Source organism: Enterobacter sp. 6722112 (genome assembly GCF_058661685.1).
On sequence record NZ_JBZWGR010000007.1, the window covers coordinates 3,765,310 to 3,786,035 of the forward strand.

At 57.0% G+C, this 20,726-nt stretch carries 15 protein-coding genes; 7 read left to right on the plus strand and 8 right to left on the minus strand.

All coding sequences use genetic code 11. The features are described from left to right. Positions 1 to 4 precede the first annotated feature (4 nt). Positions 5 to 508 (plus strand): GNAT family N-acetyltransferase, encoded by a 504-nt coding sequence (locus AC4OVU_RS19465; RefSeq protein WP_017693907.1) that lies wholly within the window; start codon positions 5 to 7, stop codon positions 506 to 508. A gap of 83 nt (positions 509 to 591) precedes the next feature. After that, on the plus strand, positions 592 to 1,611 hold the full coding sequence (gene ahr / locus AC4OVU_RS19470; RefSeq protein WP_003861889.1) for an NADPH-dependent aldehyde reductase Ahr: 1,020 nt from the start codon (positions 592 to 594) through the stop codon (positions 1,609 to 1,611). Between the two features lie 92 nt (positions 1,612 to 1,703). Here ahr and AC4OVU_RS19475 read toward each other — a convergent pair whose 3' ends face one another. Beyond that, positions 1,704 to 3,350 carry a dihydroxyacetone kinase subunit DhaK gene (locus AC4OVU_RS19475; protein ID WP_032649667.1) on the minus strand — a complete coding sequence of 549 codons (1,647 nt, stop codon included), beginning with the start codon at positions 3,348 to 3,350 and terminating at the stop codon, positions 1,704 to 1,706. Between the two features lie 137 nt (positions 3,351 to 3,487). Between AC4OVU_RS19475 and AC4OVU_RS19480 the strand changes: the two genes are divergently transcribed. Continuing rightward, complete coding sequence (locus tag AC4OVU_RS19480) at positions 3,488 to 4,990, plus strand: helicase HerA-like C-terminal domain-containing protein (protein WP_023304496.1); 1,503 nt, start codon at positions 3,488 to 3,490, stop codon at positions 4,988 to 4,990. Here AC4OVU_RS19480 and mnmL read toward each other — a convergent pair. Further along, positions 4,970 to 5,911, minus strand: a complete 942-nt coding sequence (gene mnmL / locus AC4OVU_RS19485) for a tRNA modification radical SAM protein MnmL/YtqA (RefSeq protein ID WP_096152317.1) — start codon at positions 5,909 to 5,911, stop codon at positions 4,970 to 4,972. The two genes, AC4OVU_RS19480 and mnmL, sit on opposite strands and share 21 nt — an antisense overlap. 687 nt (positions 5,912 to 6,598) lie before the next feature. Here mnmL and gltB point away from each other — a divergent pair. From gltB to AC4OVU_RS19505, 4 genes are all read left to right on the plus strand, one after another. Further along, positions 6,599 to 11,059: a glutamate synthase large subunit gene (gene gltB, locus AC4OVU_RS19490; protein ID WP_045334237.1), complete on the plus strand. Its 4,461-nt coding sequence runs from the start codon at positions 6,599 to 6,601 to the stop codon at positions 11,057 to 11,059. Between the two features lie 9 nt (positions 11,060 to 11,068). Then, the gene (gltD, locus tag AC4OVU_RS19495) at positions 11,069 to 12,487 is read left to right on the plus strand and encodes a glutamate synthase subunit GltD (RefSeq protein ID WP_017382721.1); all 1,419 of its coding nucleotides are present in this window, start codon (positions 11,069 to 11,071) and stop codon (positions 12,485 to 12,487) included. Between the two features lie 187 nt (positions 12,488 to 12,674). After that, a complete protein-coding gene (gene codB, locus AC4OVU_RS19500) occupies positions 12,675 to 13,925 on the plus strand; it encodes a cytosine permease (protein ID WP_110292550.1) in 1,251 nt (416 codons plus the stop codon). After that, positions 13,915 to 15,207, plus strand: coding sequence for a cytosine deaminase (locus tag AC4OVU_RS19505; RefSeq protein WP_015571997.1), 1,293 nt, complete (start codon positions 13,915 to 13,917; stop codon positions 15,205 to 15,207). The genes codB and AC4OVU_RS19505 overlap by 11 nt, the downstream gene beginning before the upstream one ends. An 89-nt stretch (positions 15,208 to 15,296) precedes the next feature. On the opposite strand, the gene nanQ is transcribed toward AC4OVU_RS19505, so the two are convergent. The 6 genes from nanQ to sspB form a co-directional block, all read right to left on the minus strand. Beyond that, the gene (nanQ, locus tag AC4OVU_RS19510; RefSeq protein WP_172609137.1) at positions 15,297 to 15,764 is read right to left on the minus strand and encodes an N-acetylneuraminate anomerase; all 468 of its coding nucleotides are present in this window, start codon (positions 15,762 to 15,764) and stop codon (positions 15,297 to 15,299) included. Continuing rightward, a complete protein-coding gene (gene nanK, locus AC4OVU_RS19515) occupies positions 15,764 to 16,636 on the minus strand; it encodes an N-acetylmannosamine kinase (protein ID WP_015571999.1) in 873 nt (290 codons plus the stop codon). The genes nanQ and nanK overlap by 1 nt, the downstream gene beginning before the upstream one ends. An 88-nt stretch (positions 16,637 to 16,724) precedes the next feature. After that, positions 16,725 to 18,215, minus strand: coding sequence for an MFS transporter (locus AC4OVU_RS19520; RefSeq protein ID WP_015572000.1), 1,491 nt, complete (start codon positions 18,213 to 18,215; stop codon positions 16,725 to 16,727). A gap of 112 nt (positions 18,216 to 18,327) precedes the next feature. Next, positions 18,328 to 19,221 (minus strand): N-acetylneuraminate lyase, encoded by an 894-nt coding sequence (nanA, locus tag AC4OVU_RS19525; protein WP_015572001.1) that lies wholly within the window; start codon positions 19,219 to 19,221, stop codon positions 18,328 to 18,330. A 122-nt stretch (positions 19,222 to 19,343) separates the two neighbouring features. Further along, positions 19,344 to 20,126, minus strand: a complete 783-nt coding sequence (gene nanR, locus AC4OVU_RS19530; RefSeq protein WP_017382717.1) for a transcriptional regulator NanR — start codon at positions 20,124 to 20,126, stop codon at positions 19,344 to 19,346. Between the two features lie 102 nt (positions 20,127 to 20,228). Further along, a complete protein-coding gene (gene sspB, locus AC4OVU_RS19535) occupies positions 20,229 to 20,726 on the minus strand; it encodes a ClpXP protease specificity-enhancing factor (protein WP_110292559.1) in 498 nt (165 codons plus the stop codon).

Sequence of the window (20,726 nt, forward strand, 5' to 3'; positions counted from 1 at the left end):
TGCTATGAGCGTGATTACCCCCGTCGCGACGACAATGCGTCGGATCACTGAGCAGGACAACCCGGCTATCGCCGCCGTTATCCGCACGGTTTCTGCCGAATATGGCCTGACCGCCGACAAAGGCTACACCGTGGCCGACCCAAATCTGGACGAACTTTTTCAGCTGTACAGCCAGCCGGGCCATGCCTACTGGGTCATCGAGCAGGACGGCCAGGTCGTGGGCGGCGGCGGCATTGCCCCACTGCTTTGCAGCGAGCCGGATATCTGTGAACTTCAGAAAATGTATTTCCTGCCAACGATACGCGGACAAGGCCTGGCGAAAAAGCTGGCGCTGGTCGCCCTGGAACATGCACGCTCACAGGGCTTTAAACGTTGCTACCTTGAAACCACCGCTTTCCTTAAAGAGGCCATTGGCCTGTATGAACATCTCGGCTTTGAGCATATTGATGCGCCACTGGGCTGCACGGGCCACGTGGACTGCGAAGTCAGGATGCTGAAAAATCTGTAAGTTTTGTTCCTGCCGTCTTCTGTTAAGCGTCTGTAAACTGAATGCTCTACACTCACAATTCACACCAAAACAGGGGAAATGCGATGTCGAAGATAAAAAGCTACGCCGCACCGCAGGCGGGTGCAGAACTTGAGCTGTACGAGTACGATGCGGGCGAACTAAAAGCGGAAGACGTCGAAGTACAGGTTGATTACTGCGGGATCTGCCACTCAGATCTCTCGATGATCGATAACGAATGGGGCTTCTCCAGCTATCCGCTGGTGGCCGGACACGAAGTCATTGGCCGCGTCGTGGCGCTCGGCAGCGCTGCGCAGGACAAAGGGCTGAAAGTGGGCCAGCGCGTGGGTATCGGCTGGACGGCACGCAGCTGCGGCCACTGCGACGCCTGTATCAGCGGCAACCAGATAAACTGCCTTGAGGGCGCAACGCCGACCATCCTTAACAAGGGCGGTTTCGCCGATAAGCTGCGCGCCGACTGGCAATGGGTTATCCCGCTGCCGGACAGCATTGATATTGAATCCGCAGGTCCGCTGCTGTGTGGCGGCATCACCGTCTTTAAACCGTTGCTGATGCATCACATTACCGCCACCAGCCGCGTGGGCGTGATCGGGATTGGCGGGCTGGGGCATATTGCCATCAAGCTGCTGCACGCGATGGGCTGTGAAGTGACGGCGTTTAGCTCTAACCCGGCGAAAGAGCAGGAAGTGCTGGCGATGGGTGCGGATAAAGTGGTGAACAGTCGCGATCCCCAGGCGCTCACCGCTCTGGCAGGCCAGTTTGACCTGATCATCAACACCGTCAATGTCGATCTCGACTGGCAGCCGTACTTTGAAGCCCTGGCCTACGGCGGTAACTTCCACACCGTGGGTGCGGTGATGAAGCCGCTGCCGGTTCCGGCGTTTACCCTGATCGGCGGGGATCGCAGCGTGTCAGGCTCCGCGACCGGTACACCGTACGAGCTGCGCAAGCTGATGAAGTTTGCCGGACGCACAAAAGTGGCACCGACCACCGAACTGTATCCGATGTCAAAAATCAACGAAGCGATCCAGCACGTGCGCGACGGCAAAGCCCGCTACCGCGTGGTGTTGAAAGCGGATTTCTGATGTGAGATTGCCGGGGAATGTGCGGCCTGATGCCCTCACCCCAACCCTCTCCCACAGGGAGAGGGCGCAAACACTAAAAACGGTAACGGTTGTTACCGTTTTGCATCTACCATAGTCTTAAACACTTCCGCCACCGCGACCGCCCCCGGATCCATCACCCCGTCCAGATTCTCTTTATTCACGTACGACGAACGCCCCGCGCCAGCTTTCGCCATTTTCGCCGTTGCTTCAGCCCCTTGCTGCGCGGCCTGCGCTGCCGCCTGAATATTGCCTTTCTGTAACGCCTCCAGCGCCGGTTGCAGGGCATCGATCAGCGTACGATCGCCGAGATCTGCACCGCCATACTGCTTCATCTGCGCCAGTCCGCTCAGCAATGCTTCAGGTAGCGACTGTCCATCGTGAAGCTTTTGTCCTGCCGCCGTGAAGAAGATCGACATCAATACGCCGCTCGATCCGCCCATCACCGTTGCCAGCCGCTCCCCCACCAGCAGGAGTAATGTCGGCACGTCGTTAAGGGGCAGGTTGTTCTCCTCAAGTCGCTGCGCAATATCCCGCGCCCCTTGCGCAAAGGTGGAGCCCGTATCGCCATCGCCTACTTTGGCATCCAGCGCGTTAAGGCGATTTTCCAGCTGGATCAATGTTTTCGTTACCGAGGCGACGGCCTCGCTCACCTGCGGATTGTCCGACGGGGTATATTCCACGCGATCATGAAGGGCGCTATGGGGGACGGTACGCAGGGGCGCGAACGCGACGGGCTTCTGCCAGCCCAGCGTCTCGACCTCGGCGTGAATCGCCTTCTCGAAGAAATCGTTGAGCTTTAACAGCGTTAGCGAAAAGCCTTTCATATCCAGCGCACTCACCAGCGGCGCCGGGCCAATCAGATACGCAATGTTCTCTTTCAACGCCGAATGCGCCAGCTCTTTGGTGAGCAGAGCCATCTCCAGCGCTGACACGCCGCCGAGGTTGTTGATCAGCACCGCAAAGCGCCCGTCACCCGCCTGGGCTTTTAGCGGCGTCACCAGCGTATCGATAATCGCCCTGCTGTTCTGCGTATCCACCACCGATGCCCCCGGCTCGCCGTGAATCCCGAGCCCCAGCTCCACGTGGCCTTGCCTGATGCGTCCTTCTTCATCATCGCTACCCGGCAGGTTACAGGTTTGCATCGCAACCCCCAGGCTCCAGAGGTTATCGCAGGCCTGTTGCGCAATATCCCGCACGTCGTTTAGCGATTTCCCCTGTTCTGCCGCATATCCCGCAATCTTATGCACCAGCGCCGTTCCCGCGATACCACGCGGCTGCTTGTTATCCGGTAGGGCGATATCATCCGCCACGATAACCATCTCGACCTTCAGGCCGTAGCGTTTGGCTTTTTCCGCCGCCAGGCCAAAGTTAAGCCGGTCACCGGTGTAGTTTTTCACAATCAGCAGGCAGCCACGATCGCCCGTCACCGCCACAATGGCATTGAGGACCGCATCGACGCTTGGGGAAGCGAACAGATCGCCACACACCGCTGCGGTAAGCATGCCTTTACCGACGAACCCGGCATGTGCCGGTTCATGGCCGGAGCCGCCACCGGAGATCACCGCCACGCGGCTTTTATCCCAGTCGCCGCGTGCCACCACGCGGATGGCCGGATCGATATCCAGTTTGACGAGATTACCGTGCGGCGCCGAGAGAAGTATGCCTTCAATGGCATCGTTGACAAGCTGTTTGCGGTCGTTAAAAAAGAATCTGGACATAGTTTCCCAAAATTTTGTTTACCGTATGCAAAAGCATAGTCCGCACTGGATAATGCGCCGCAAAGTGAGGAATTTACGCAGACATTTTGCCGTCAGGTTGCCTATACTCCACCCAGGACTACGAGAGGACGTGCATCATGAGTACACCATTGTTAATCGCCAGGACGCTGGAAAAAGAGCTGTTTTTACTGCCCGCGATGGCGAACCGTCATGGCCTGATCACCGGCGCGACCGGGACGGGAAAAACCGTCACCCTGCAAAAGCTGGCTGAGTCGTTGTCAGAGACTGGCGTGCCGGTATTTATGGCTGACGTGAAGGGCGATTTAACCGGGGTGGCTCAGGAAGGTGCAGCGTCAGAAAAACTCCTCGAGCGCCTGAAAAATATCGGCATCACCGACTGGACGCCGCACGGTAATCCGGTGGTGGCCTGGGATATCTTCGGCGAAAAAGGCCATCCGGTGCGCGCCACCGTCTCCGACCTCGGCCCGCTGCTGCTGGCCCGTCTGCTTAACCTCAACGACGTGCAGTCCGGGGTACTGAACATTATCTTCCGTATCGCCGACGATCAGGGGCTACTGCTGCTCGACTTCAAAGATCTGCGCGCCATCACCCAGTACATTGGCGATAACGCCAAATCCTTCCAGAACCAGTACGGCAATATCAGCAGCGCCTCGGTGGGCGCCATTCAGCGTGGGCTCCTGACGCTGGAGCAACAGGGTGCCGAACACTTCTTCGGCGAGCCAATGCTGGATATCAAAGACTGGATGCGTACCGACAGCAGCGGCAAAGGCATCATCAACATTCTGAGCGCAGAGAAGCTCTACCAGATGCCGAAGCTTTACGCCGCCAGCCTGCTGTGGATGCTCTCTGAACTGTACGAACAACTGCCGGAAGCAGGCGATCTGGAAAAACCCAAACTGGTGTTCTTCTTTGACGAAGCGCACCTGTTGTTTAACGACGCGCCGCAGGTGCTGCTGGATAAAATTGAACAGGTTATCCGCCTGATCCGCTCCAAAGGCGTCGGGGTCTGGTTTGTGTCGCAAAACCCGTCGGATATTCCGGACAACGTACTGGGGCAGTTGGGTAACCGCGTGCAGCACGCCCTGCGCGCCTTTACGCCGAAAGATCAGAAAGCGGTGAAAGCCGCGGCGCAAACCATGCGCGCCAATCCGGCCTTTGATACCGAAACCGCCATTCAGGCGCTGGGTACCGGTGAAGCGCTGATTTCGTTCCTCGATGCAAAAGGCAGCCCGACAGTTGTCGAGCGTGCGATGGTGATTGCGCCCTGCTCGCGCATGGGGCCGGTAACGGACGATGAACGCAACGCCCTGATTAATCACTCCCCGGTGTACGGGAAGTATGAAGACGAGGTGGATCGCGAATCCGCGTTCGAGATGCTGCAAAAAGGGGTGCAGGCGACTGCCGAATCGCAGGATGCCCCTGCCGCAAAAGGGCAATCTGTTGCCGTGGACGACGGCATTCTCGGCGGGCTGAAAGATATTCTGTTCGGTAGCACCGGGCCACGCGGCGGCAAACGCGATGGCGTGGTTCAGACCATGGCAAAAAGCGCGACGCGTCAGATTACCAACCAGATAGTACGCGGCATGCTGGGAAGTCTGCTAGGCGGCCGTCGCCGGTAGCGGGGGAACCCACGGGCGGCCAAGCGCCGACCCCTGTACGCCGTTCTCCTGTAGATAGCGGTCGATTTCCAGCATCCCCGTCCAGCGGTTCTCACACCAGAGCGGTGCCAGAAGCGTTGGGCGGCGGGCGCTGGCCGAGATGCGGTGGTAAACAATCTCCGGAGGCGTGTGGCGAATCATCTCCCCCGCCGTCACCGTATAGTCGTCGAGTTCGATACCACTTAACCGCCCCGCTTCCCATGCTTTCGCCATTATGCTGCCCTTCACGATATGCAGCGGATGCAGCTTAATGCCATCCACGCCGGTCTCGACGACTTTTTCCAGCGTTTCCAGCCCGTGCTGCTGCCCTTCTCCTGGCAAGCCGACAATCAGATGCGAGCAGACTTTTAATCCACGCTCACGGGCGAGACGCGTGGTGCGCTGGTAGCAGGCGAAATCATGCCCGCGATTGATACGGTGCAGGGTTTTGTCATGCGCGGTCTGCAAGCCCAGCTCCAGCCAGATCTCGTAGCCCTTCTCTTTGTACTCACTAAGTAAATCCAGCACGGCCTCCGGCACGCAGTCCGGACGCGTCCCCACGCACAGCCCGACAATGTTCGCTTGAGCAACCGCCTGCTGATACATCGAGCGCAGCACCTGCACCTCAGCCCACGTGCTGGTGTAGGCCTGGAAATAGGCCAGATACTGCTTCGCGCGATTCACCAGACTCGCCTGATGGGCGAGCTGTTCAGCGATAGATTTATGCTGCTGGGCCTCGTCAGCAAACGAGGCCACGTTACAGAAAGTGCAGCCACCACGCCCGATGGTGCCATCGCGATTCGGGCAGCTAAAGCCGCCGTGCAGCGTCAGTTTGTGAACCTTTTGCCCATAGCGCTGCAAAAGATCCCCGCCAAACATATTGACTAATTTCTGTAACTGCATAATCTGATAGACCGTCCCGAAGAAAGGGGACAAGCCTGCCATTTTTAGCCTCTGTCGGCGATGACCTGGATCAATCGCCCTGGACGGCCTTTATCTGTTTGAATAAATAATCACGATTACCGAGATTTCATTCACCCTGTACGTAATTACTTTTCCTTATGTTCTGATGGTTTTTTTCATTTATAGCGCCAGGACTGAAAAACAGTGATTTTATGCGGGTTTGAATGCAACACCAGATTAATATTCTGCTATAAATCTGCATTTCAGCACGCTGCATCGATAATACCGCTTTCATATAGTGAGTCAGATCACACTCCCCTGCACCTCCCCGGTGCTTTAAGTGGTTGTAAAAATAGTTAAATACATATTAAAAACAAAAAGATAACTACGCTTTAGCACATTTTTGTATAAATAAGATTGCCATTTGACCTGTGTACCAATTCCCGATAAGTTGGAAATCCGCTGGAAGCTTTCTGGATGAGCGGCCTGCTCATCATATTTATGCAGTAATTGAGATTCCCTCTGAAGCAAGTCCTCAAACTTGTTTACCTGCGCGAAAGGATGAAAAAGAGGGCGAATGCGAGGTCCGCGTATGAAACGCTAACCCCGTCGCCATGCTCTTTCTGCGCCTGTGCGCCACGGTAAAGTTCAGTGGGAAGCCCGACGAGCCTGGGGAGGTTCACTGATATGTTGTACGATAAATCCCTTGAGAAGGATAACTGTGGTTTCGGCCTGATCGCCCACATAGAAGGCGAACCTAGCCACAAGGTAGTGCGTACTGCTATTCACGCACTGGCCCGTATGCAGCACCGTGGCGCCATCCTTGCCGATGGTAAAACCGGCGACGGTTGCGGCCTGCTGCTGCAAAAACCGGATCGTTTCTTCCGTATCGTAGCGGAAGAGCGCGGCTGGCGTTTAGCCAAAAACTACGCTGTCGGTATGCTGTTCCTGAATCAGGATCCTGAAAAAGCTGCCGCCTCACGCCGCATCGTTGAAGAAGAACTTCAGCGTGAAACCCTGTCGATCGTCGGCTGGCGCGATGTGCCAACCAACGAAGGGGTGCTCGGTGAAATCGCCCTCTCCTCGCTGCCTCGTATTGAACAGATTTTTGTCAATGCGCCTGCGGGCTGGCGTCCGCGTGATATGGAACGCCGTCTGTTTATCGCCCGCCGCCGCATTGAAAAACGTCTTCTGGATGATAAAGAGTTCTACGTCTGTAGCCTCTCTAACCTTGTGAACATCTATAAAGGTCTGTGTATGCCGGCTGACCTGCCGCGCTTCTACCTGGACCTGGCGGACCTGCGTCTGGAATCGGCCATTTGCCTGTTCCACCAGCGCTTCTCCACCAACACCGTTCCACGCTGGCCGCTGGCGCAGCCGTTCCGCTACCTGGCGCATAACGGCGAGATCAACACCATCACCGGCAACCGCCAGTGGGCCCGCGCCCGTACCTATAAATTCCAGACGCCGCTGATCCCGGACCTGCACGATGCCGCGCCGTTCGTGAACGAAACCGGCTCGGACTCCAGCTCCATGGATAACATGCTGGAACTGCTGCTGGCGGGCGGGATGGACATCGTGCGCGCCATGCGTCTGCTCGTGCCACCGGCCTGGCAGAACAACCCGGATATGGACCCTGAGCTGCGCGCGTTCTTCGACTTTAACTCCATGCACATGGAGCCGTGGGACGGCCCGGCGGGCATCGTTATGTCCGACGGTCGTTTTGCCGCCTGTAACCTGGACCGTAATGGTCTGCGTCCGGCGCGCTACGTTATTACCAAAGACAAGCTCATCACCTGTGCCTCTGAAGTCGGGATCTGGGATTACCAGCCAGACGAAGTGGTCGAGAAAGGCCGCGTCGGACCGGGCGAGCTGATGGTGATCGACACCCGCGGTGGGCGTATTCTGCATTCCGCCGAAACCGACAACGATCTGAAGAGCCGCCATCCGTACAAAGAGTGGATGGAGAAAAACGTGCGTCGTCTGGTGCCGTTTGAAGATCTGTCGGACGAAGAAGTGGGCAGCCGCGAGCTGGACGATGACACCCTCGCGAGCTTCCAGAAGCAGTTTAACTACAGCGCGGAAGAGCTGGACTCGGTTATCCGCGTGCTCGGTGAAAACGGCCAGGAAGCGGTCGGCTCAATGGGTGACGATACCCCGTTTGCCGTGCTCTCCAGCCAGCCACGCATTATTTATGACTACTTCCGTCAGCAGTTTGCGCAGGTCACTAACCCGCCAATCGATCCGCTGCGCGAAGCCCACGTCATGTCGCTGGCCACCAGCATCGGCCGTGAGATGAACGTCTTCTGTGAAGCTGAAGGCCAGGCGCACCGTCTGACCTTTAAATCACCGATCCTGCTGTACTCCGATTTCAAACAGCTCACCACCATGACCGAGGAGCACTATCGCGCCGACACGCTCGATATCACCTTCGACGTGACCGAAACGAGCCTCGAAGAGACGGTGAACGCGCTGTGCGATAAAGCCGAGCAGATGGTGCGTAACGGCACCGTTCTGCTGGTGCTGTCTGACCGCAACATCGCGAAAAACCGTCTGCCGGTGCCTGCACCCATGGCGGTGGGGGCTATCCAGACGCGTCTGGTGGACAAGAGCCTGCGCTGCGATGCCAACATCATCGTTGAAACCGCGAGCGCGCGCGACCCGCACCACTTTGCGGTGCTGTTAGGCTTTGGCGCCACGGCAATCTACCCGTATCTGGCCTACGAAACGCTGGCCCGCCTGGTAGATACCCGCGCGATCGACAAAGACTACCGCGCCGTGATGCTGAACTACCGTAACGGCATCAACAAAGGTCTGTACAAAATCATGTCCAAAATGGGCATCTCGACCATCGCCTCTTACCGCTGCTCGAAGCTGTTTGAAGCAGTCGGCCTGCATGACGACGTCGCCAACCTCTGCTTCCAGGGCGTGATCAGCCGTATCGGCGGCGCCGGTTTTGCTGACTTCCAGCAGGATCTGGTGAACCTGTCGAAGCGCGCCTGGCTGGCACGTAAGCCGCTGGAACAGGGCGGTCTGCTGAAATATGTCCACGGGGGTGAGTATCACGCTTATAACCCGGACGTGGTGCGCACGCTGCAACAGGCGGTGCAGAGCGGCGAGTACAGCGATTATCAGCAGTATGCAGAGCTGGTGAACAACCGTCCGGCAGCGACGCTGCGCGATCTCATTGCCCTCAATCCGGGTGATGAAGCGGTCAGCATTGACGAGGTTGAACCCGCGTCTGAGCTGTTCAAACGTTTCGACACCGCGGCGATGTCTATCGGCGCGCTGAGCCCGGAAGCCCACGAAGCGCTGGCGGAAGCCATGAACAGCATCGGCGGCAACTCCAACTCCGGCGAAGGCGGTGAAGATCCGGCCCGCTATGGCACCAATAAAGTGTCCCGTATTAAGCAGGTGGCGTCTGGTCGCTTTGGCGTAACGCCTGCGTACCTGGTTAACGCCGACGTGATTCAGATTAAAGTCGCGCAGGGTGCGAAACCGGGTGAAGGCGGTCAGCTGCCGGGTGATAAAGTCACCCCATACATCGCTAAGCTTCGCTATTCAGTGCCGGGCGTGACGCTGATCTCCCCGCCGCCGCACCACGATATCTACTCTATCGAGGATCTGGCGCAGCTGATTTTCGACCTGAAACAGGTCAACCCGAAAGCGATGATCTCCGTGAAGCTGGTTTCCGAACCGGGCGTTGGCACCATTGCCACCGGCGTGGCGAAAGCTTATGCGGATCTGATCACCATCGCCGGTTACGACGGCGGCACCGGCGCAAGCCCGCTCTCCTCCGTGAAATACGCGGGTTGTCCGTGGGAGCTCGGCCTGGTGGAAACCCAGCAGGCGCTGGTCGCTAACGGCCTGCGTCACAAGATCCGTTTGCAGGTGGACGGCGGACTGAAAACCGGCCTCGACATCATCAAAGCGGCGATTCTGGGAGCGGAAAGCTTCGGCTTTGGTACCGGCCCGATGGTTGCGCTCGGCTGTAAATACCTGCGTATTTGCCACCTGAACAACTGTGCAACGGGCGTTGCTACCCAGGACGAAAAGCTGCGTAAAAATCACTACCACGGCCTGCCGTTCAAAGTGACCAACTACTTTGACTTCATCGCCCGTGAAACCCGCGAGCTGATGGCGCAGCTGGGCGTGAAGCGTCTGGTAGACCTGATTGGCCGTACCGACCTGCTGAAAGAGCTTGAGGGCTTCACGGCCAAGCAGCAGAAGCTGGAGCTGTCTAAGCTGCTGGAAACCGCTCAGCCGCATCCTGGCAAAGCGGTTTACTGTACCGAGAACAACCCGCCGTTCGACAACGGCGTGCTGAACGCACAGCTGCTGCAACAGGCGAAGCCGTATGTGGATGAGAAGCAGAGCAAAACGTTCTGGTTTGATATCCGCAACACCGACCGTTCCGTGGGTGCGTCCCTCTCCGGTTACATCGCGCAAACGCACGGTGACCAGGGTCTGGCGTCGGATCCGATTACCGCGCACTTCAGCGGTACCGCGGGTCAGAGCTTCGGCGTGTGGAACGCAGGCGGAGTTGAGTTATACCTGACCGGCGATGCCAACGACTACGTCGGAAAAGGCATGGCGGGCGGTCTGCTGGCGGTGCGTCCTCCGGTTGGTTCAGCCTTCCGCAGCCATGAAGCGAGCATCATCGGCAATACCTGTCTGTACGGCGCAACCGGCGGTCGTCTGTTTGCCGCGGGCCGTGCGGGCGAACGTTTTGCGGTGCGTAACTCCGGCGCCATCACCGTGGTGGAAGGCATCGGCGATAACGGCTGTGAATACATGACGGGCGGAATTGTGTGCGTCCTGGGTAAAACCGGCGTGAACTTTGGCGCGGGCATGACGGGCGGTTTTGCCTACGTCCTGGATGAAGACGGTGAGTTCCGCAAACGCGTGAACCCGGAGCTGGTGGAAGTGCTGGACGTTGATACGCTGGCCATCCACGAAGAACACCTGCGCGGTTTAATTACCGAACACGTGCAGCATACCGGTTCTTCGCGCGGCGAAGAGATCCTGGCCAACTGGCCGGCGTTCTCTGCGAAATTCGCGCTGGTGAAGCCGAAGTCCAGCGATGTTAAAGCCCTGTTGGGTCACCGTAGTCGTAGCGCAGCAGAGCTGCGCGTGCAGGCGCAGTAAGGAATTCAGATGAGCCAGAACGTTTACCAGTTTATCGACCTTCAGCGTGTTGATCCGCCAAAGAAACCGCTGAAGATCCGTAAAATTGAATTTGTTGAAATCTATGAGCCGTTTTCAGAAGGCCAGGCCAAAGCACAGGCAGACCGCTGCCTGTCCTGCGGTAACCCTTACTGCGAATGGAAGTGTCCGGTCCATAACTACATCCCGAACTGGCTGAAGCTGGCCAACGAAGGGCGTATTTTTGAAGCCGCCGAGCTGTCTCATCAGACCAACACCCTGCCGGAAGTGTGCGGCCGCGTGTGCCCTCAGGATCGTCTGTGTGAAGGCTCCTGTACGCTGAACGACGAGTTTGGCGCGGTAACCATCGGCAACATCGAACGCTATATCAACGATAAAGCGTTCGAGATGGGCTGGCGCCCGGATATGACCGGTGTGCGTCAAACCGACAAGCGCGTAGCGATTATCGGCGCGGGCCCGGCAGGCCTGGCCTGTGCGGACGTGCTGACCCGTAACGGCGTGAAGGCGGTGGTCTTTGATCGCCACCCGGAGATTGGCGGCCTGCTGACCTTCGGTATCCCGGCCTTCAAGCTGGAGAAAGAGGTGATGACCCGCCGCCGCGAAATCTTCACCGGCATGGGCATTGAGTTCAAACTCAACACCGAAGTGGGCCGCGACGTGCAGCTCGACGACCTGCTGAAAGATTACGACGCCGTGTTCCTGGGCGTAGGCACTTATCAGTCCATGCGCGGTGGTCTGGAGAACGAAGATGCGCCAGGCGTGTACGACGCGCTGCCGTTCCTGATTGCGAATACCAAACAGCTAATGGGCTACGGCGAGACCGCCGATGAGCCGTTCGTCAGCATGGAAGGCAAACGCGTGGTGGTGCTGGGCGGCGGTGATACCGCGATGGACTGCGTGCGTACCTCCATTCGCCAGAATGCGGCGCATGTCATCTGTGCCTACCGTCGTGACGAAGAGAACATGCCGGGCTCTAAGCGCGAAGTGAAAAACGCACGTGAAGAGGGCGTCGAGTTCCAGTTCAACATCCAGCCTCTGGGTATTGAAGTGAATGCCAACGGTAAAGTGAGCGGCGTGAAGATGGCGCGCACGGAGATGGGTGCGCCAGATGCGAAAGGCCGTCGTCGCGCGGAGATCGTGGCCGGTTCTGAACACGTGATCCCGGCTGACGCCGTGGTGATGGCGTTTGGTTTCCGTCCTCACAGCATGGAGTGGCTGGCGAAGCACAGCGTAGAGCTGGACTCTCAAGGCCGCATCATTGCGCCAGAAGGCAGCGATAACGCGTTCCAGACCAGCAACCCGAAAATCTTCGCCGGTGGCGACATCGTTCGCGGCTCTGACCTGGTGGTCACGGCGATTGCCGAAGGCCGTAAAGCGGCTGACGGGATCATGAACTTCCTGGAAGTGTAAGCCCCTCTGACTCCCCGGCAGAAGCATAAAGCGGAACGCTGGGGAGCCTGTTTTCAGTAGCCTACCCTTAAGTTAATGGTGCCTTTTTAAGCAAAAAAGCAGCGTAAATCCCGACGTAAACGTTTGCTTTCGTGAAAAAAATGTATATTATGCGGCGGATTTTTTGGCCAAAATTCAAGGAGGCATTGTGTCGCAAGATAACAATTATAGCCAGGGCCCCGTCCCTCTGGCGGCGCGGAAAGGCGTGGTTCCACTCACTTTTGTGATGTTAGGGTTAACGTTTTTTTCCGCCAGTATGTGGACCGGAGGCACGCTCGGTACCGGTCTTTCCTATAATGATTTCTTCCTCGCAGTTCTCTTCGGCAATCTCCTCCTCGGTATTTACACTGCTTTTCTTGGCTACATTGGCGCAAAAACCGGCCTCTCAACCCATCTTCTTGCGCGTTACTCGTTCGGTATAAAAGGTTCCTGGCTTCCCTCCATGCTTTTAGGCGGTACGCAGGTAGGGTGGTTTGGCGTCGGCGTAGCGATGTTTGCCATCCCGGTGAGTAAAGCCACGGGCATCGACGTGAACATCCTGATTGCAGTTTCCGGCCTGTTGATGACGTTAACCATTTTTTTTGGCATCTCGGCACTGACGATTTTATCCATCATCGCCGTACCCGCTATCGTCATCCTGGGTAGCTACTCCGTCTGGCTGGCGGTGGACGGCGTGGGAGGATTGGACCACCTCAAATCCATTGTGCCGCAGACGCCGCTCAACTTTTCCAGCGCGCTGGCGCTGGTCGTAGGCTCGTTTATCAGCGCAGGCACGCTGACCGCCGACTTCGTCCGCTTTGGCCGCAATGCCAAAGGTGCCGTTCTGGTGGCGATGGTGGCATTTTTCCTTGGCAACTCGCTGATGTTTATCTTCGGTGCGGCAGGCGCTGCCGCCGTAGGACAGGCCGATATTTCTGACGTGATGATCGCCCAGGGACTGCTGCTGCCGGCCATTGTCGTTCTTGGCCTGAATATCTGGACCACCAATGACAACGCGTTGTACGCCTCTGGTCTGGGTTTCGCCAATATTACTGGTCTTTCCAGCCGTACGCTGTCGGTGGTTAATGGCATTATCGGTACGCTGTGCGCGCTGTGGCTATACAACAACTTCGTTGGCTGGCTGACCTTTTTGTCGGCAGCGATTCCGCCGGTTGGCGGGGTGATTATCGCCGACTACCTGATTAATCGCCGCCGCTATGCCAGCTTCGACCACGCAAAATTTGTGTCCGTTAACTGGATTGCCATTTTCTCGGTCGCCCTGGGTGTTGCTGCCGGGCACTACATTCCGGGAATTGTCCCCGTTAACGCAGTATTGGGTGGCATCTTCAGCTATTTGGTGTTAAACCCATTCGCCAAACGTACCCTTGCTAATCCTTCGGAGGTTTCCCATGCAGAATAATTCCCTCACTATCCGTCAGGCCCGTTTGCAGGGGCAAGAGGGTTTATGGCAAATCACGATTGAGGACGGACGCTTCAGCCGTATCGATCCTCAGGAAACCGCCTCTGCGCCAGTCGGTCAGGTGCTGGACGCCGAATGCGGGCTGGTTATCCCTCCTTTCATCGAGCCGCATATCCATCTGGATACAACGCAAACGGCGGGTGAACCGAACTGGAACCAGTCCGGCACGCTTTTCGAGGGAATCGAGCGCTGGGCCGAACGCAAGGCGATGCTTACCCACGAAGACGTTAAAACTCGCGCGATGCAGACCCTGAAGTGGCAAATCGCCAACGGCATTCAGTACGTACGTACACACGTTGACGTCTCGGACCCCACCCTTACGGCACTGAAAGCCATGCTGGAGGTGAAGCAGGAAGTCGCCCCGTGGGTCGATATGCAAATTGTGGCATTCCCGCAGGAAGGCATTCTTTCTTATCCGAACGGTGAAGAACTGCTTGAGGAAGCCGTGCGTTTAGGGGCGGATGTCATCGGCGCAATCCCCCACTTTGAATTTACGCGTGAATATGGCGTTGAGTCGCTGCATAAAACGTTTTCCCTGGCCAGAAAGTACGACCGACTGATCGATGTCCACTGTGATGAAATTGATGATGAACAATCGCGCTTCGTTGAAACCGTTGCCGCACTGGCACATCGTGACGGAATGGGTTCACGCGTGACCGCCAGCCATACCACGGCGATGCACTCCTATAATGGCGCGTATACGTCCCGACTGTTCCGCCTGTTAAAAATGTCAGGCATTAACTTCGTGGCAAACCCGCTGGTTAACACGCATTTGCAGGGCCGTTTCGATACCTATCCCAAACGCCGAGGCATCACACGCGTCAAAGAAATGCTTGAAGCGGAGATCAACGTCTGCTTTGGTCATGACGACGTTTTCGATCCGTGGTATCCGCTGGGAACCGCGAATATGCTTCAGGTTCTGCATATGGGGCTGCACGTTTGCCAACTGATGGGTTACGGGCAAATAAATGATGGGCTTAACCTGATCACTACCCACAGCGCGAAAACGCTCGATTTGCAGGACTATGGCGTGCGCGTTGGGAATACAGCAAACCTGGTGATTCTCCCGGCAGAGAATGGGTTTGATGCAGTTCGTCGCCAGACGCCGGCACGATACTCTGTTCGCCACGGCAAGGTGATTGCCGAGACGGTGCCCAGCCAGACAACCTTGCACCTGACGCAGCCGGAAGCGGTGACGTTTAAGCGCCAGAATATCGAATAACATTGCCGGATGGCGGCTGCGCCTTATCCGGCCTGCAAATTACGTTATGCCCGCAGGCCTGATAAGCGAAGCGCCATCAGGCCTATAAACTACGTATCCAGCAAGCGGGCGCGTACCTTCACCACGACTTTCTTTATCTCGCCTGGCTCAAGGATTGCGCATCCTGGCTTATGTGGCTCTCCCGGCATAAATACGGCGCACATCCCCGACCGGAGGGTGACACACTGTTCATCTGCAATCTCACTGCACAACTGATAATCTTCTTCAGGATGAAAATCTTCACGCTGGCGTGCCGAGCCCGTCACGCCAAAGAGGATGCGCTCTTCTCCCGTCAATAACACCTGGATATCAATATATTGCTCATGCAGTTCCGCTTTCTTCTGGTCTGGAAACTGCGTGGCAAACGTCATCACATTCATGAAGATATCCTCACCGCGAAGCTCATAACGTCCTGCCGCTTTTTCCAGCGGACGGGCAGCCAGCGCGAGGGTTAGCGCCTCCAGAAGAACGGGATGCAACCCCGTGGAGGGAAGCGTCCGAATCTCACCAAAAAACATCATCTTTCTCCCTGAGCTAACAGCGCCGCGCCCAGTAAGCCCGCATCGTGTCGATAGTGCGCGGCGGTTAATTCAACGTGATAAACAGAAGGATGCTCCTCAAGATACGCGCGGACCCGCGCCAGATACCCTCCTGCCAGCCCGATGCTGCCGCCTATCACCACGCGCTGGCAGTCCATCACCGCTTTCGTGTCGGCAATAAGCCGCGCCAGTACCTGTGCAGAACGTTGTACCAGTTCCGCCGCCTGTTTATTTCCCTCTGCCGCGCGCGCAAAAATCGTTTTTGCATCGCATCCTGCAAGCTCTCCCCTGGCTGCGGCGGCAATACCGCGACCAGACGCGATGGCTTCCACGCACCCCACGCGACCACATCCGCATTGCGGGCCGTTTGGATCGGCGAGCGTATGCCCAAGATGCCCTGCCAGTCCGCCGCTTCCGGTCACGAGTTTCCCGTTACTGACTACGCCGCCCCCCACGCCCGTTGAAACAGTCAGGAATACCATGTCTTTAATTTCCTTCGCACTAACGTGATATTCCGCCCATGCCGCAGCCTGAGCATCATTGATCGCCAGGGTCGGCAAACCAGCAATGTCTTCGAGCGTCTGCACCAGCGGAAAATGGTGCAATCCTCCGAGATTTTGCGGGTTAATCGCCAGCAGATTGCCGTCCTGAATGATTCCGGTTGAGGCAATGGCCGCACGCGTTGCCTGGGTCTGTAACGGCTTGACCAGCTCAGCCAGCGCCTCACGCAGTGCGTCAGGCGTCTTACTGGCGGGCGTAGGGCATTCGCGTCGCGCGTGGATCTGTAAACCGTCATCCACCAGGGCGGCGGCAAGTTTAGTTCCACCTATGTCTATCGCCAGTGTCGTCATAGCACCGCCCCGCTCGGAAATGTTTTTATCCCGTTGTGACATACTTCATCCCTTACGAATGTGCCCGGTACAGGTCCGGGCAAGCGGATTAACTTTTGCTTTTCGCTAAAGCGCTTTTATCGCCGCCAAACGGGACGGCTCCGCTGAAAGGTTTACCGTCAATAGCGTCATGCGTACGCAGGGCTTCTGGCCTGATCCAGCGCTGAACGCGGGAGGGCATATCCAGACCAATAAGCAAGATCACCACAAACGTCAGGCCAAAGGAGAGCGATCCCAGGGCCGTGCCCAGCGCCATATCCTGCGACAACAGCGCGCCAATCACCGGGGCAATCGCGCCACCCAACGCGCCAACGTTGTAGGTAAAGCCCAGACCCGCCGCACGCTGGTCGGTATCGAAATAGCCACCGATGAGTTTGGGTAAGATCCCAGAGATCCCCTGCCCCAGCATCTGCTGGAAAAAGAGTAACAAGCCCAACACCCAGACATTGGCGCCGCCGATCGCAAAGACGGGAACAATCAGGAGCTGTGAGGCCAACAGGCTACAGACATAGGCCTTGCGGGTGCCAAGCCAGTCACCGAGAAAACCACCCACGCAGCAGCCTACTGCCGCGCCGAAGCCGCTAAAGAACAGCACCTTCGCCACCGTTGACGGATCATAGGCCAGGTCGGTTTTCAGATAAGTGGGTAATAGCGCCTGAATCGGCCAGGAGTAGAGAAAGGCGAAGAGCACGACAACCATCAACGTGACGCCCGTCGGCCAGCGTTTACCGCTGCTTTGCACCATAAAGCTGATAAAGACGATGGCGCACAGCAGGCCGAGAATAACGACCAGCCCCGCGTTGTTGAGTTCGCCTGCAAAACAGAACCACAGCGCCGTACCGGCAAACAGCGTCATCGCCATATTGATGACGCGGTATTTGCCGCGATACAGAATATCAACCATGGTGCGCACCGGGGCTTTGCCTTCGTGCTTCGCTTTCCAGTCCTCAGCTTCCGGAATATTTTTCCGCAGCCACAGGGCAAAGACGATGGGCAGAATGCCGATAAAGAACAGCGCCCGCCAGCCCCAGACGGGCACGACAAGGCTGTAGACCTGGGCCGCAACCACGGCGCCGACGGAGAAACCGGAAATCAGAAAACCACTCGCCTTGTTGCGCAGGTGCTTTGGCCAGCTTTCAATCACATAGGTTGCGCTGGAGCCATATTCCCCCGCCATCCCCATGCCTATCACCATGCGGGCGATAAACAGGGTGACGTAACCCGGCGCAAAACCGCAGGCCAGCGTACCGCAGGAAAAGAGCACGATGCTGGTGATCATCGCCAGCTTGCGGCCATAGCGGTCGCCCATGGCGCCCAGCAGCAGGCCGCCGAACCAGCGCGATATAAAGGCCGCCGAAATCAGGCTCGCCGCTTCCACTGTCGTCAGGGCAAACTCGCTTTTTATTTCTGTCAGGACTAAGGCTATCAATACAAAATCGAAGCCATCAAGCAGATATCCCAGCCAGGCGGCGGAGAAGGCGCGCCACTGAGGACGGGTAAGATGGCGGTACCACGGGATGCTTTGGGTAGACTTACTCATTTCACTCTCCCGACGATTTCTCTGTCGTTTTGCCGGATGGCGGCTGCGCCTTATCCGGCCTACGTAGCATGTTTTTGTAGGCCGGATAAGGCGAAGCGCCCCCGGCTATGCGTTAGCGTTTTTCCGCCATTAGCTGCTCCGCCAGCGCTTTCAGCGCTGGCACGAATTTTTCATCCACAGGGGCAAACGGCTTACGGCACAGCGGCACGGATACCACGTCCATATAGTGCAGAACCGTTTTCAGACCACGGAACACCCCGGCTTTAATCAGCAGATCGATCACCGTGTTGCATTCGCTTTGCAGGCGCTGTGCGGTGGCGTTATCCCCTTCACGAACCGCTTTAGCGATCGCCTGGTAGCGCCAGCCCATAATGTTGTAGGTGCTGCCGATCCCCCCGTCCGCGCCGGCCAGCAGGCCGGAGGCGAAGATCTCGTCATAGCCGTTATAGAGCACCAGATCCGGATGTTCGCGACGGATCTGCTCCATCTGGAAGAGATCGCCGGAGGTTTGCTTCAGCGCGCCGACGCCGGGGAGCGTTACCAGCGTGTTGATCTGATCCAGGCTTAACTTCACGCCGCTTAACGCCGGAATGTTATAGACCACCATCGGCAGACCATCCGCCGAATCAATAATTGCACGGTAATGATCGCAATGTTCTTCAAAGCTAAAGGGATAGTAAAACGGTGTGACGGCGGATACAGCGTCAAAACCGACGCGGGCGGCGGCCATGGCTAACTGCTGGCTTTCCGCCGTGCTGACGCAGCCAACATGGGCGATGAGCGTGATTTTCCCCTTCGCCTCTTCCGCCACAATCTCCATCACCTGCTCTCGTTCCGAAAGGCTCTGTACAAAGGCCTCTCCCGTTGAACCGCCGACGTACAGCCCATCGATACCCTGTTCAATATTGAACCGCACCAGACGGCGCAGGCTTTCTTTATCCAGCATCTGCTCAGAGTTAAACGGGGTCAGGAGTGCGGCCATTACGCCGCGTAATTGCGTTGCCATAGTTACCTCAATCGATCGTGTGTTTGTTATAACGACATACCTTTATACCTGTTATACCAGATCAATTAAGCAGCAGTAGAATACAGAACGCTTATATTGCGATCTGCTTCACTAAAGGATCGTTATTTTTTGGCTTTTGAATGCTGGCCGAAAGCGTGCCAGGTGGCGGAGACGCTGTTAAGGTGAGTTTGCAACGCCCGATCCGCTTCATCGGGATCGCGGCGGCGGATCGCATCCACAATTGCGATATGCTGGCGATAGCTGACTTCATTATGCTGATAAAGCTCTGCGTCCGGCACTTTAGGACGCGCCGCAATTAACCAGTCAAGCAGCGCAACGTGGATCGCATTGAAGATCGGATTGCCGGGGATCTCCGCCAGCACGCGGTGAAAATCGACATCGGAACGAATAAATAGCGTGTTGTCATCCAGGGACTGGCTGTTGATCTCCAGGGCTTTTGTGAGCTGCGCAATCTGATCGTCAGTGGCATATTCTGCGGCATAACGAACAAGGCTGGATTCAAAGAACAGGCGAAGCTGCTCGAAATGGGCAATACCGCCGGGCTGGGTCAGAAAGTCTTTCGCCATTCCCGACAATTCACTGATGATGGTATCGGCAGACGGCATGGTTACGCGGGCACGTTCACCGTTGTTAATCTGCACCAGCCCTTTACGCTTTAGCGCCGCCAGCGCTTCGCGCACCGAGGGGCGACCCACGTTGAAGAACTCCATCAGTTCGCGCTCGGAGGGTAACTGCTCTCCCTGGGCAAATTCCTTCCGACGGATCATCTGCTCCAGCTCTTCTTCCACCATATCAGACAGTTTTTTGCGCGCCAGCGGCCGACGGCGCAGGCTGCGACCAATGGTTTCATCAGAGTTTTCAGCTTTAAGATCAGTCGGTTTCATTGCAGTCCGGTGCCATTGAAGGAAAACAGTTCATCATAACACAGGAAATTAGAGGGGGCGAAAAGGGACCGAAAGCAAAACAGGCCCGTCGGGCCTGTTTGTTTATTTCACAACGCGCAGTGCGGGACGACCACAGCGTGGTGGTGGCTCGTCATCCGGATCGGTGTCGTCATTATGATCGGGCTTATCGCCATCGATGACAGACATTACCGTGTCGCTTTCGCGTTCATCGGATGCCTCATCATCATTCAGGCTGGCAACCTCTTCATCATAAGCCGCTTCCGGCTCAAACATGGTGCCCGCACCGTTTTCACGGGCGTAGATAGCCAGCACAGCTGCCAGCGGCACGGAAACCTGACGCGGCACGCCGCCGAAGCGCGCATTAAAGCGCACTTCGTCGTTCGCCAGCTCCAGGTTACCCACTGCGCGTGGCGCAATATTCAGTACAATCTGTCCGTCGCGCGCGTATTCCATTGGAACCAGCACGCCCGGCAACGTCACATCCACAACCAGGTGCGGCGTGAGCTGGTTATCCAGCAGCCATTCATAGAAGGCGCGCAGCAGATACGGACGGCGTGGTGAAAGTTGTGACATTTCCAC

Excerpts from the sequence above, each read along its gene's own strand:
- AC4OVU_RS19465 (WP_017693907.1), top strand. The coding sequence starts at position 5 with ATGAGCGTGATTACCCCCGTCGCGACGACAATGCGTCGGATCACTGAG.
- ahr (WP_003861889.1), top strand. The coding sequence starts at position 592 with ATGTCGAAGATAAAAAGCTACGCCGCACCGCAGGCGGGTGCAGAACTT.
- AC4OVU_RS19475 (WP_032649667.1), bottom strand. The coding sequence starts at position 3,350 with ATGTCCAGATTCTTTTTTAACGACCGCAAACAGCTTGTCAACGATGCC.
- AC4OVU_RS19480 (WP_023304496.1), top strand. The coding sequence starts at position 3,488 with ATGAGTACACCATTGTTAATCGCCAGGACGCTGGAAAAAGAGCTGTTT.
- mnmL (WP_096152317.1), bottom strand. The coding sequence starts at position 5,911 with ATGCAGTTACAGAAATTAGTCAATATGTTTGGCGGGGATCTTTTGCAG.
- gltB (WP_045334237.1), top strand. The coding sequence starts at position 6,599 with ATGTTGTACGATAAATCCCTTGAGAAGGATAACTGTGGTTTCGGCCTG.
- gltD (WP_017382721.1), top strand. The coding sequence starts at position 11,069 with ATGAGCCAGAACGTTTACCAGTTTATCGACCTTCAGCGTGTTGATCCG.
- AC4OVU_RS19505 (WP_015571997.1), top strand. The coding sequence starts at position 13,915 with ATGCAGAATAATTCCCTCACTATCCGTCAGGCCCGTTTGCAGGGGCAA.
- nanQ (WP_172609137.1), bottom strand. The coding sequence starts at position 15,764 with ATGTTTTTTGGTGAGATTCGGACGCTTCCCTCCACGGGGTTGCATCCC.
- nanK (WP_015571999.1), bottom strand. The coding sequence starts at position 16,636 with ATGACGACACTGGCGATAGACATAGGTGGAACTAAACTTGCCGCCGCC.
- AC4OVU_RS19520 (WP_015572000.1), bottom strand. The coding sequence starts at position 18,215 with ATGAGTAAGTCTACCCAAAGCATCCCGTGGTACCGCCATCTTACCCGT.
- nanA (WP_015572001.1), bottom strand. The coding sequence starts at position 19,221 with ATGGCAACGCAATTACGCGGCGTAATGGCCGCACTCCTGACCCCGTTT.
- nanR (WP_017382717.1), bottom strand. The coding sequence starts at position 20,126 with ATGAAACCGACTGATCTTAAAGCTGAAAACTCTGATGAAACCATTGGT.